Consider the following 12,218-nt stretch of genomic DNA (forward strand, 5'->3'; position numbering starts at 1 on the left):
CTTCTCAGGGCCGTTTTCTTTTACCGCTCACAGCTCCGGATAAACCTGTTGACCATCGACAAACGTTAATAACGACTCCGTTTGGTGCAATTTGTCTGCCGGAATAGCCATAATATCCTGATTAAGCACCGCAAAACGGCGAGCTTACCTGCCTGCAAACTTCCCCTCTGCTGTTCTGCAAAAGCTATCCAGGCGGCATTGAGGGTATACATTTTTAAAGCATCTTCTCGGCTTAACTGGCGCGCATCATGGCGTACCGTGCCGTCGAGCGCTTTACCTGTTACATGATATTCAATGGCATGCCATACTCCTGCAACGCCAATCCGCGTCGCATCCGTACCACCTACAACGATAACCCCCTGCTCTGATGCGGGTTGATATGAGGCACCGCCTGATTAAGTTCCCATTTTCCCCATCATATTTATCTACCTTATCTTGTGATGATCATCTGGAAAGCTGATGCCGCACCGCTACGCTGGCGATTCGCGCGCTGGCTAGCAGACGTTCGAACGAATGCCCGCAACGCGCTTTTCCCGACAGGCCAAGCATTGTGGTACTGACGTAATCAGTCAGGCTGTCAGCCTCTTTAGGATGCCGCTGTGCGATAAAGTCGTGAATTTTATGTTCGGCAGCCGAGTAGAAATTCCGCGCGACCTTCCGCGCCTGCGGATCGTTACTGTGCGTGCCCTCCAGGACCAAACATCCCGGCGTATGCGGATCTGCGGCATAACGTCGCGCCGCCTCCTCAAGCAGATCGGTAAGACATGCAGAAACGGGTTTGTCGGGGCGAAGAATGTCATCAAAAGGGATCGCCTCGGTTTGTACGTAGCGGTCAAGAACTCGTTTATAAAGACCGATTTTGTTCCCAAAAGCAGCATAGAAACTGGGGGGCTTGATCGACAACACCGCGGTGACATCCGCCACGCTAACCGCGTCATAGCCATGTGCGTGAAACAAGGGTTGTACTTTGGCAACGGCCATTTCTGGATCAAAATTACGTGGGCGTCCAGGTGCACGAGTGCATTTTGTAGTGCTCATTACAAATCCATTGACAGAAAACTGTGCACCAATTATATATCGATCACTACATAATTGTTCAAGGAGTACCTCATGTCTTCTTTTAACGGCAAGTCAGTTCTGGTTCTTGGCGGCAGTCGTGGGATTGGCGCGGCTATCGTGCGCCGTTTTGCCGCGGATGGCGCATCGGTTACCTTTACCTATTCAGGCTCCCCTGACGCTGCCAAAGCGCTTGCTGATGAGACGGGTACCCAGACAGCGCAAACCGATAGCGCCGATCGTAACGCCGTCATCAACCGGGTACGCGAAAGCGGCCCGCTGGACGTGCTGGTAGTTAATGCAGGCATTATTCTGTTTGGTGATGCGCTGGAGCAGGATCCGGATGACGTGGAGCGTCTGTTCCGGATCAACATTCACTCCCCATACTATGCGGCCGTGGAAGCGGCACGACAGATGCCTGACGGCGGACGCATTATCATTATTGGTTCTGTGAATGGCGACCGTATGCCTCTTGCTGGCCTGGCCTCTTATGCGGTGAGCAAATCAGCGCTGCAAGGGCTGGCCCGGGGGCTGGCACGTGATTTTGGACCGCGGGGCATTACGGTAAACGTGGTTCAACCGGGTCCTATTGATACCGATGCCAACCCGGAAGATGGCCCACTGAAAGAGGTGATGCACAGTTTTATGGCGCTAAAACGACATGGCCGTCCAGAGGAAGTTGCGGGAATGGTTGCCTGGCTTGCAGGCCCTGAGGCTGGGTTTGTGACGGGGGCAATGCATACAATTGACGGTGCATTTGGCGCCTGACGGCCACCCTTAACACTTTTCTCAAACAGCAGTCCGAAGAGATATCTCTCCGGACTGCAATACTTTCTTAGTTCTCAGTATCCAGCTCGTCGAAGCTTTTAACCAGGTCATCAATCGCTTTAATCTGAGTCAGGAACTGTTCCAGTTTCGCCAGCGGCAGCGCGGATGGGCCATCGCATTTCGCATTGGCTGGATCCGGATGCGCTTCAATAAACAGACCGGCCAGACCTACCGCCATACCTGCGCGCGCCAGTTCGGTAACCTGCGCACGACGACCGCCGCTTGCTGCGCCAAACGGGTCACGGCATTGCAGCGCATGGGTAACGTCAAAAATCACCGGCGAGTTGCCAGAAACTTTCTTCATCACGCTGAAGCCCAGCATATCCACAACCAGGTTGTCATAACCAAAGTTCGCGCCACGGTCGCACAGAATTACTTTGTCGTTGCCGCCTTCATGGAATTTGTCCACGATATTGCCCATCTGGCCCGGGCTTACGAACTGCGGTTTTTTCACGTTGATAACGGCACCGGTTTTCGCCATCGCTTCCACCAGATCGGTCTGACGAGCGAGGAAGGCCGGCAGCTGAATCACATCCACCACGTCAGCAACAGGCTGAGCCTGGCTGGCTTCGTGAACGTCGGTGATCACTTTTACGCCAAAAGTCTGCTTCAGTTCCTGGAAGATTTTCATCCCTTCTTCAAGGCCCGGCCCACGGTAAGAGTGGATGGAAGAACGGTTGGCTTTATCAAAGGAGGCTTTGAACACGTAAGGGATACCCAGCTTTTGAGTAACGGTTACGTAGTGCTCACAAATGCGCATCGCCAGATCGCGGGATTCCAGCACGTTCATTCCGCCAAACAGCACGAACGGCAGGTCATTTGCCACGTTGATGTCGCCAATGCTAACCACTTTTTGTTTCATAGGATCGCCTTAAACGGTAGGTAAAGTGTCATTAATCAATGCAATACAATTTGCTTGTGCGAAATAGTATTAATCTGCGCACGAATCATTTCGCTGATCGGGTCTTCCGGACACTGTTCAACGAAATAACTTAAATCGGTCAGCGCAACATGTTCACATTCCAGTTGCGCGTAAATTAATCCACGATCGCGTATTTCATACGGATCTTCAGGATTAAACTGTAATAGTGCTTCGCTGGCACGCAGCGCCAGCTCCATTTGCCGCTCTTCCATCAGCGATGATTTCAGCGTGTCGAGCAGCTTACGAATTACTTCTGCATTATCCGCCTCATCCAGGTCTTCGTTAAACAGCTCCGCGACCGGGCTGATATTTCCCTTCAGCCACACTTCCAGCGTGTGCTCATTTAACGTTTCTCCATTGAACGGATTGATTAGCCACATTTCGCCATCGAGCGATTCAATACGCAGGATGAGTTGTGTCGGGAAAATCACCGGCACCAGCGGCAGCTCCAGTCGGTTGGCAATCCACAATAAGATCGCACCCAGGGATACGGCGCTGCCCTGACGATTTTTCAGTACCTGATCAAGCCATAGTGCATCAGAAAGACGATAGACGCCGTGGGTATCCGTAAACCCCCATTCGCCGTAAAAAAGTGCCAGCAGTTTTTCCAGTTGCTCATCCTGAGACAGGAGCTGGCTAATTTCTTCTTGCGCCAGACTGACCAGACGTTCCAGTTCGTCATAGACAGTTTGTGTTGGAAAATCCAGACGGATAGACTCCGACGCCAGGATCATCCCATCACACAATGGCGCTTTATTAAATTCGAAATCAGCTAACGACCTCATGCTTACCCCAGTAACGGTATTTTTGTGGTGGCGAGTTTAATGATGATGTACAGCACCACCAACGCCAGCGGAAAAGCGATTAATCGCGCCTGCTGACTGCGCGCCCGACGATAATCGAGCGCAATAAAACCCAAAACGATGTAAATGATAACCCCAAACAGCTTTTCAGTCAGCCATGTCCCGTGCTCAGTGAATGGCAGGATGTGCGCTTTAACCATTAACGCTACGCCGCTGAGTAATAAAACGGTATCGACAACCGGCGGCACGATGCGCGTCCAGCGCGCGCAGACAAGGCGCGAGTCGGTGTAACGCCACCAAAATCGCAGCGTCAGCAAACCAACCGAAAGCGCAATGCTGATGAGATGGACGTTGAGTAACACACCGAAGATACTCATGATGGGATGCGTCCAAGCGTAATTCGCTCGTTGCCGCCATAGTCACGACAGGTTTCAACCGCCAGGTAACCCGCACGAGTAAAGGCATCACGGACGGCCTCGCCCTGCTGCCAACCATGTTCCAGCAACAGATAGCCGCCGGGCGTTAACATGCGCTGAGACTGGTCGATGATATGCACGATATCCGCCAGCCCCTGATCGCCCGCCACCAGCGCCGACAGCGGTTCAAAGCGAACGTCGCCTTGCGCCAGGTGCGGATCCTGTTCGTCGATATACGGCGGATTGCTGACAATCATGTCAAACTGCTGTCCCTGCAATGCGCTGAACCAGTTACTTTGCAGCACGCAAACATTGTCGATGCCCAGTTGCTGCTTGTTGCGAATGGCCAGTGCCACGGCATCGGGCATGCGGTCTACGGCAGTCACTGCACAATCCGGACGCTCGGTTGCCAGCGCCAACGCAATGGCACCCGTGCCGGTTCCCAAATCAAGAATACGACACGCTGAGGCCGGCAGGCGAGCCAGCGCCTGCTCCACCAGACACTCGGTATCCGGACGCGGAATAAGCGTGGCTGGAGACACAAACAGCGGCAACGACCAGAACTCGCGCACACCGGTTAAGTGCGCCACCGGCTCTCCCCGCTGACGCCGCTCCAGTAGCGTATCAAGCTGTTGACGCTGCGCCTCGGTTAACTCCGTTTCGCCGAAAGCCAGAATAAAGGTGCGCCCTTTGCCAGTAACGAACTCGAGTAAAATCTCGGCGTCACGGCGCGGGCTTTCGCTTGCCTGTAATTGGCTAATCGCTTCACGCAGCCAGTGCTGATAATCCATTAATCCTGCTCGGACAACGCCGCCAGTTGGTCGGCCTGGTATTCCTGGACAATCGGCTCAATGAGCATATCCAGTTTGCCTTCCATCGCTTCATCCAGACGGTAGAGCGTCAGGTTAATGCGGTGATCGGTCACACGCCCCTGCGGGAAGTTATAGGTACGGTTACGATCGCTGCGATCGCCACTGCCCAACAGGTTGCGACGCTCAGAGGCTTCCGCCTGTTGACGTCTTGCCACTTCGGCCGCACGAATTCGCGCCCCCAGCACCGACATCGCTTTGGCTTTGTTTTTATGCTGTGAACGTTCGTCCTGGCATTCCACTACGATACCGGTCGGTAAGTGGGTAATACGGATTGCGGAGTCGGTGGTGTTAACGTGCTGACCGCCCGCGCCTGATGAACGGAAGGTGTCAATACGCAGATCGGCCGGGTTGATGTCCGGCAGTTCGGCATCCGGCAGTTCCGGCATAACCGCGACCGTACAGGCAGAGGTATGAATACGCCCCTGCGATTCCGTCGCAGGTACGCGCTGCACGCGATGGCCGCCAGACTCAAACTTCAGTCGCCCGTAAACGCCTTCGCCGCTAATCTTGGCAATGACTTCTTTAAACCCGCCATGCTCGCCTTCGCTGGCGCTCATGATCTCAACCCGCCAGCGACGCGATTCTGCGTAACGGCTGTACATGCGGAACAGATCGCCGGCAAACAGCGCCGCTTCATCACCACCGGTTCCCGCGCGCACTTCGAGGAAGGCGTTACGTTCGTCATCGGGATCTTTAGGTAATAGCAGGACCTGCAGATGCTGTTCCAGCTGCTCACATTTCTCTTTTGCTTCGCGCAGTTCATCCTGCGCCATTTCACGCATTTCAGGATCGTCGAGCATCATCTGAGCCGTCTCGATATCTTCCTGAACCTGTTGCCAGTCCGTAAAACAGCGAGATACATCGCTTAATTGCGCATATTCGCGCGACAGCGCACGAAAGCGATCCTGGTCTGCGATAGTACCCGCATCACCGAGCAGCGCCTGAACTTCTTCATGGCGTTCATGCAGGGCTTCCAGTTTGGCAACGATAGAAGGCTTCATAGGCGTAAATGCACCCTGTAAAAAATAAGATTGGTGTGCTGCTACTCCAGCCCGAGGCTGTCGCGCAGAATATTCAGGCGTTCACTATCCCCGTCACGGGCGGCCTGTTGAAGTGATTTGGTTGGTGCATGAATCAGGCGATTGGTCAGTTTCCAGGCCAGATCCTGCATAATGGCTTGCGCATCACCGCCCTGTTGAAGAGCGGCCAACGCTTTGGCGGTCAGTTCATCACGGATCTGTTCTGACTGACTGCGATACTCGCGGATAGTGTCGCTTGCGCCCTGGGCGCGTAGCCAGGCCATAAACTCGCTGGCTTCCTGCTCCACTATCGTTTCGGCTTCCACCGCCGCCGCTTTGCGCTGGGCCAGGTTATGCGAAATGATGCTTTGCAGGTCATCAACGCTGTACAGATAGGCGTTAGACAATTTACCCACTTCCGGCTCGACATCGCGCGGTACGGCGATATCCACCAGCAACATAGGCTGATTGCGGCGGTTTTTAAGCGCACGTTCCACCATTCCTTTGCCGATAATCGGCAGCGGACTGGCGGTAGAACTGATAATGATATCGGCATCCTGTAAACGCGCGTCTATATCACTCAGTGAAATCACCTCGGCGCCGACTTCATCCGCCAGCACCTGCGCACGCTCGCGAGTACGGTTGGCGATGATCATCTTCTTCACTTTGTGCTCGCGCAGATGTCGCGCTACCAGCTCAATGGTTTCGCCCGCACCGACTAACAGCACGGTTACCGTGGAGAGCGATTCAAATATCTGCCGCGCCAGGGTACAGGCGGCAAACGCCACCGACACGGCGCTGGCGCCGATGTCAGTTTCTGTACGTACACGTTTTGCGACAGAGAATGATTTCTGGAACATGCGTTCCAGCGCACTGGCGTTCAGGTGACCTTTTTGCGAATCCGCAAACGCTTTTTTCACCTGCCCAAGAATTTGCGGTTCACCGAGCACCAGTGAATCCAGACCGCTGGCAACACGCATCAAATGACTGACCGCCTCGTTGTCCTGGTGCCAGTACAAGCTGTTGCGCAGATCTTCTTCATTGAGGTTATGGTATTCACACAGCCAACGAACCAGCGCTTCTTGCAGGTTATCCTGCTCTTCAACGCTGAGATACAGCTCCGTGCGGTTACACGTCGACAGCACTACCCCGCCCTGCACCATTGGCTGCGCGAGCAGGCTGTCCAGCGCCTGATCGAGCGTATCCGGCGAAAACGTTACGCGTTCTCGCAGCGATACAGGTGCCGTTTTATGGTTAATACCAAGCGCTAAAAGGGTCATGTGTGCGGGAATAGTACCAGCGTTGATAAGGTTAGACTGGGTGCATCATACAGGATGCGTGCGGTCAATAAAAGAGACTGACCCCTTTTGGAGTAATAGCTTAGTGCACAAATTTAAGCGATTTAAGATAACTTGAACGTAGACGATGTCTGATGGCGGCGCTAGCATTAAGAGTTATAACTGCAACGTATCTCAAGGATTTGTCATCATTATGACCCTGCCTGATTTTCGCCTGATTCGCCTGCTGCCGCTGGCGGCCCTGGTTCTTACTGCCTGTACGCTCAACGCGCCTAAAGGTCCCGGTAAAAGCCCCGATTCTCCGCAGTGGCGCCAGCACCAACAGGAAGTTCGCGCCCTGAACCAGTATCAGACGCGTGGTGCGTTTGCCTATATTTCCGATCAACAGAAAGTGTATGCCCGCTTTTTCTGGCAGCAAACCGGTCAGGATCGCTATCGTCTCCTGCTGACCAACCCACTGGGCAGCACGGAACTGGAACTTAATGCGCAGCCTGGCAACGTCGAACTGGTCGATAACAAAGGCAAGCATTACACCGCCGACGATGCTGAAGAGATGATCGGCAAACTGACCGGCATGCCTATCCCATTAAACAGCCTGCGCCAGTGGATCCTTGGACTGCCAGGTGACGCCACCGATTATAAGCTCGACGACCAATATCGTCTGAGTGAAGTGAACTACAGTAAAGACGGTAAAAACTGGAAAGTGGTCTATAGCGCCTACGACAGCAAAACCCAGCCAGCGATGCCAGCAAACATGGAGCTGTCCGACGGCTCCCAGCGTATTAAGCTGAAAATGGATAACTGGATTGTGAAATGATGACCCATTGGCCCTCTCCGGCAAAACTGAATTTGTTTTTATACATCACCGGACAGCGTGCGGACGGTTACCACACGCTGCAGACCTTATTTCAGTTTCTTGATTATGGCGACACGATAGATATTGCACCGCGTAGCGACGGCGAAATTCACCTGTTAACCCCAGTGGAAGGCGTTGCGCATGAAGACAATCTGATCGTCCGTGCGGCACGTTTGCTGATGAAAGCGGCATCTGAAAGCAATCGCCTTCCCAAAGGGAGTGGTGCGGACATCAGTATCGACAAACGCCTGCCGATGGGCGGCGGTCTTGGCGGAGGTTCGTCTAATGCGGCAACCGTTCTGGTGGCGCTGAATCATCTCTGGCAGTGCGGACTTTCGGTTGATGAACTGGCGGCACTCGGCTTAACGCTGGGGGCGGATGTTCCCGTATTCGTGCGCGGCCATGCGGCCTTTGCCGAAGGCGTAGGCGAAATTCTGACGCCGGTCGAGCCTGAGGAAAAGTGGTATCTGGTTGCTCATCCGGGAGTCAGTATTCCGACACCGGTGATTTTTAACGATCCCGACCTCCCGCGCAACACGCCAAAAAGGTCAATAAAAACGTTACTAAAATGTGAATTCGGCAATGATTGCGAGGTTATCGCAAGAAAACGTTTTCGCGAGGTTGATGCGGCGCTTTCCTGGCTGTTAGAATACGCGCCGTCGCGCCTGACTGGTACAGGGGCTTGTGTCTTTGCTGAATTTGACACTGAGTCTCGTGCTCGCCAGGTGCTTGAGCAAGCCCCGGAATGGCTCAAAGGCTTTGTGGCGAAAGGCGTCAACCTCTCCCCATTGCACAGAGCGTTACTCTAAATCCTTCGGATTTCAGGAAGATGGCGAAATGACGAATCGCCAGGTGCATACAACTTCAGTATGTAACTGGTGTGAGGAATTGATGCCAGCGCAAATGAAACGCGAAAGATAAAGAGTAAGCCGGGCAAGCTGAGTTGCGGTGACAACGTCACCCTGTTCCAGACGTTGCATCGCGCTCTTTAATACACCGCATGGAGAGGATACTGCCTGGCCCGCACAGTTTTCGGCAGATTCTTTCCACCAATGGACGCATGCCTGAGGTTCTTCTCGTGCCTGATATGAAGCTTTTTGCTGGTAACGCCACCCCGGAACTAGCACAACGTATTGCCAACCGCCTGTACACTTCACTCGGCGACGCCGCTGTAGGTCGCTTTAGCGACGGCGAAGTCAGCGTACAAATTAATGAAAATGTACGCGGTGGTGATATTTTCATCATCCAGTCCACTTGTGCCCCTACTAACGACAACCTGATGGAATTGGTCGTTATGGTTGATGCGCTGCGCCGTGCTTCCGCAGGCCGTATCACCGCCGTTATTCCTTACTTCGGCTATGCACGTCAGGATCGTCGCGTACGTTCCGCTCGTGTACCGATTACCGCTAAAGTCGTCGCTGATTTCCTGTCCAGCGTTGGCGTTGACCGCGTCCTCACCGTTGACCTGCATGCTGAACAGATCCAGGGCTTCTTTGACGTACCGGTTGATAACGTATTCGGTAGCCCGATCCTGTTAGAAGACATGCTGCAGCTGAACCTGGACAACCCGATTGTGGTTTCTCCGGATATCGGTGGCGTCGTGCGTGCCCGCGCTATCGCTAAACTGCTGAACGATACCGACATGGCTATCATCGACAAACGTCGCCCGCGTGCGAACGTTTCTCAGGTGATGCACATTATTGGTGACGTTGCAGGTCGTGACTGTGTTCTGGTTGATGACATGATCGATACCGGCGGTACGCTGTGCAAAGCAGCAGAAGCACTGAAAGAACGTGGTGCTAAACGCGTATTTGCTTACGCCACTCACCCGATCTTCTCAGGTAATGCGGCAAACAACCTGCGCAACTCAGTGATTGATGAAGTCGTTGTCTGTGACACTATTCCACTGACTGACGAAATCAAAGCGCTGCCAAACGTGCGTACATTGACCCTGTCGGGTATGCTGGCCGAAGCGATTCGTCGTATCAGCAACGAAGAATCCATCTCTGCTATGTTCGAGCATTAATCGAGCCCGGCTCAAAAACCCGCTGCGGCGGGTTTTTTTATCTGCAATACTTATTTGTATGACTTATGCCTCCTTCACCTGCCATTTAGTTGACAGATGATGCGCTCATGGATGAAACATTATTGTGAACAGATTATTTTCCTCACATGTGATGCCTTTCCGCGCCCTCATCGACGCTTGTTGGAAAGAAAAATATACTGCCTCTCGCTTTACCCGTGACCTGATCGCCGGGATAACCGTTGGGATCATCGCCATTCCGCTGGCAATGGCCCTGGCAATAGGCAGTGGCGTTGCGCCGCAGTACGGCCTGTATACCTCAGCCGTCGCTGGGATTGTTATCGCCCTTACCGGGGGATCGCGCTTTAGCGTATCTGGCCCAACCGCCGCCTTCGTGGTGATTCTGTATCCGGTGTCGCAACAGTTTGGGCTGGCAGGCCTGCTGGTTGCCACGCTCATGTCCGGGATATTCCTGATCCTTTTCGGCCTCGCTCGTTTTGGCCGCCTGATCGAATATATCCCCGTGTCGGTAACGTTAGGTTTTACATCGGGTATTGGTATCACCATCGGTACCATGCAGATTAAAGATTTTCTTGGCCTGCAGATGGCCCATGTCCCGGAGCACTATCTGCAGAAGGTTGGCGCGCTGTTTATGGCCTTGCCGACCATCAATTTCGGCGATGCCGCCATTGGCGTAGTGACGCTGGGGATCCTGATTTTCTGGCCGCGCCTGGGGATCCGACTGCCGGGTCACCTTCCTGCACTGCTGGCAGGCTGTGCGGTAATGGGTATCGTGAACCTGACCGGCGGCCATGTCGCCACCATTGGTTCTCAGTTCCACTACATTCTGGCTGACGGCTCACAGGGTAATGGTATCCCGCAGTTGCTGCCGCAGCTGGTCCTGCCGTGGAATATGCCGGAATCAAACTTTACCCTAAGCTGGAGCTCGTTACAGGCGCTGTTACCGGCAGCCTTCTCGATGGCGATGCTGGGGGCAATTGAATCTCTGCTGTGCGCCGTCGTACTCGATGGGATGACCGGCACCAAGCATAAAGCTAACAGCGAGTTGATTGGCCAGGGGCTGGGTAACATCGTGGCACCATTCTTTGGCGGTATCACCGCCACAGCGGCAATTGCCCGCTCTGCGGCAAACGTCCGCGCCGGGGCGACCTCGCCAATCTCTGCGGTTATCCACGCGATTCTGGTGATCCTCGCCCTGCTGGTACTTGCACCGCTGCTTTCCTGGTTACCGCTTTCCGCCATGGCCGCCCTGCTGCTGATGGTGGCATGGAACATGAGTGAAGCGCATAAAGTGGTGGATTTGCTGCGCCATGCACCGAAAGACGACATCATTGTCATGCTGATGTGTATGTCGCTGACGGTACTGTTCGACATGGTTATTGCCATCAGCGTCGGTATCGTTCTCGCCTCTCTGCTGTTTATGCGTCGTATTGCGCGCATGACTCGCCTGGCGCCGGTCAACGTAGACGTACCGGACGATGTACTGGTGCTGCGCGTTATTGGTCCGCTGTTCTTTGCCGCGGCGGAAGGATTATTTACCGATCTCGAGTCGCGTATTGAAGGTAAACGCATCGTAGTCTTGAAGTGGGATGCGGTCCCGGTACTGGATGCCGGTGGTCTGGACGCTTTCCAGCGCTTTGTAAAACGTCTGCCGGAAGGTTGTGAATTACGCATCAGTAATCTGGAATTCCAGCCGCTACGTACCATGGCGCGCGCGGGCATTCAGCCGATTGCCGGGCGCCTGACGTTCTTCCCGAATAAAGATGCTGCGCTAGCAGATATCCGCTAACGTGTAGCCCGGCCAGGCGAAACGCCGCCGGATTGCAAATGACAGACAAAAAAATGGCTCCCGTACGTGGGTAATGCTCGTCAGTTAAGCATGTATGGTGAACATGTGATTCTTGCTCAGGGTTCCGTTCACCTCAGTGATGTCATTTCTCTGAAGCGCAGATACCTGTGAACGTGCAAGGGAGGCTCACCGCCGCCTCCCTTGCAACCCAGGCTCCCGGCGGGAAAATCGTCGCTGCGCGAGTTATTCGTCTTATGCCGTCTGCCTGTCGGGTCGGGGCCGAGCCTGCATCCATGCAGGCCATCCCCTCTGCCC

At 54.1% G+C, this 12,218-nt stretch carries 13 protein-coding genes; 5 read left to right on the forward strand and 8 right to left on the reverse strand.

The features are described from left to right. Nucleotides 1-65: 65 nt before the first annotated feature. Nucleotides 66-353 (reverse strand): amidohydrolase family protein, encoded by a 288-nt coding sequence (locus OGY08_RS19020; RefSeq protein ID WP_125362637.1) that lies wholly within the window; start codon nucleotides 351-353, stop codon nucleotides 66-68. Between the two features lie 91 nt (nucleotides 354-444). Beyond that, a complete protein-coding gene (locus OGY08_RS19025; RefSeq protein WP_008784973.1) occupies nucleotides 445-1,038 on the reverse strand; it encodes a TetR/AcrR family transcriptional regulator in 594 nt (197 codons plus the stop codon). Nucleotides 1,039-1,110: 72 nt separating this feature from the next. Here OGY08_RS19025 and bdcA point away from each other — a divergent pair, with 72 nt between their 5' ends. Then, nucleotides 1,111-1,824, forward strand: coding sequence for an SDR family oxidoreductase (gene bdcA / locus OGY08_RS19030; RefSeq protein WP_048216243.1), 714 nt, complete (start codon nucleotides 1,111-1,113; stop codon nucleotides 1,822-1,824). Between the two features lie 67 nt (nucleotides 1,825-1,891). On the opposite strand, the gene kdsA is transcribed toward bdcA, so the two are convergent. The 6 genes from kdsA to hemA are packed head-to-tail and all read right to left on the reverse strand — an operon-like array spanning nucleotide 1,892 to nucleotide 7,196. Beyond that, nucleotides 1,892-2,746: a 3-deoxy-8-phosphooctulonate synthase gene (kdsA, locus tag OGY08_RS19035; RefSeq protein WP_003020772.1), complete on the reverse strand. Its 855-nt coding sequence runs from the start codon at nucleotides 2,744-2,746 to the stop codon at nucleotides 1,892-1,894. Between the two features lie 35 nt (nucleotides 2,747-2,781). Then, a complete protein-coding gene (sirB1, locus tag OGY08_RS19040) occupies nucleotides 2,782-3,591 on the reverse strand; it encodes an invasion regulator SirB1 (protein ID WP_003020775.1) in 810 nt (269 codons plus the stop codon). 2 nt (nucleotides 3,592-3,593) lie between these two features. Beyond that, nucleotides 3,594-3,986: an invasion regulator SirB2 gene (sirB2, locus tag OGY08_RS19045; protein ID WP_125362582.1), complete on the reverse strand. Its 393-nt coding sequence runs from the start codon at nucleotides 3,984-3,986 to the stop codon at nucleotides 3,594-3,596. Next, complete coding sequence (gene prmC, locus OGY08_RS19050) at nucleotides 3,983-4,816, reverse strand: peptide chain release factor N(5)-glutamine methyltransferase (protein WP_048216241.1); 834 nt, start codon at nucleotides 4,814-4,816, stop codon at nucleotides 3,983-3,985. The genes sirB2 and prmC overlap by 4 nt, the downstream gene beginning before the upstream one ends. Then, the gene (gene prfA, locus OGY08_RS19055; RefSeq protein WP_003020786.1) at nucleotides 4,816-5,898 is read right to left on the reverse strand and encodes a peptide chain release factor 1; all 1,083 of its coding nucleotides are present in this window, start codon (nucleotides 5,896-5,898) and stop codon (nucleotides 4,816-4,818) included. Before prfA ends, prmC begins: the two co-directional genes overlap by 1 nt. Before the next feature lie 41 nt (nucleotides 5,899-5,939). After that, nucleotides 5,940-7,196 carry a glutamyl-tRNA reductase gene (hemA, locus tag OGY08_RS19060; protein WP_125362583.1) on the reverse strand — a complete coding sequence of 419 codons (1,257 nt, stop codon included), beginning with the start codon at nucleotides 7,194-7,196 and terminating at the stop codon, nucleotides 5,940-5,942. 211 nt (nucleotides 7,197-7,407) lie between these two features. On the opposite strand from hemA, the gene lolB reads away from it, so the two are divergent. From lolB to dauA, 4 genes are all read left to right on the forward strand, one after another. Next, nucleotides 7,408-8,031, forward strand: coding sequence for a lipoprotein insertase outer membrane protein LolB (lolB, locus tag OGY08_RS19065; protein WP_003833422.1), 624 nt, complete (start codon nucleotides 7,408-7,410; stop codon nucleotides 8,029-8,031). Then, on the forward strand, nucleotides 8,028-8,879 hold the full coding sequence (ispE, locus tag OGY08_RS19070; protein WP_032943712.1) for a 4-(cytidine 5'-diphospho)-2-C-methyl-D-erythritol kinase: 852 nt from the start codon (nucleotides 8,028-8,030) through the stop codon (nucleotides 8,877-8,879). Before lolB ends, ispE begins: the two co-directional genes overlap by 4 nt. A gap of 269 nt (nucleotides 8,880-9,148) precedes the next feature. Beyond that, nucleotides 9,149-10,096 (forward strand): ribose-phosphate diphosphokinase, encoded by a 948-nt coding sequence (gene prs / locus OGY08_RS19075; RefSeq protein ID WP_001518537.1) that lies wholly within the window; start codon nucleotides 9,149-9,151, stop codon nucleotides 10,094-10,096. A 124-nt stretch (nucleotides 10,097-10,220) separates the two neighbouring features. Continuing rightward, nucleotides 10,221-11,903, forward strand: coding sequence for a C4-dicarboxylic acid transporter DauA (dauA, locus tag OGY08_RS19080; RefSeq protein ID WP_071692414.1), 1,683 nt, complete (start codon nucleotides 10,221-10,223; stop codon nucleotides 11,901-11,903). Nucleotides 11,904-12,218: the final 315 nt, after the last annotated feature.

Source organism: Citrobacter sp. Cpo069 (genome assembly GCF_030332785.1).
In the GTDB taxonomy this organism is placed as follows: Bacteria; Pseudomonadota; Gammaproteobacteria; order Enterobacterales; family Enterobacteriaceae; genus Citrobacter; species Citrobacter portucalensis.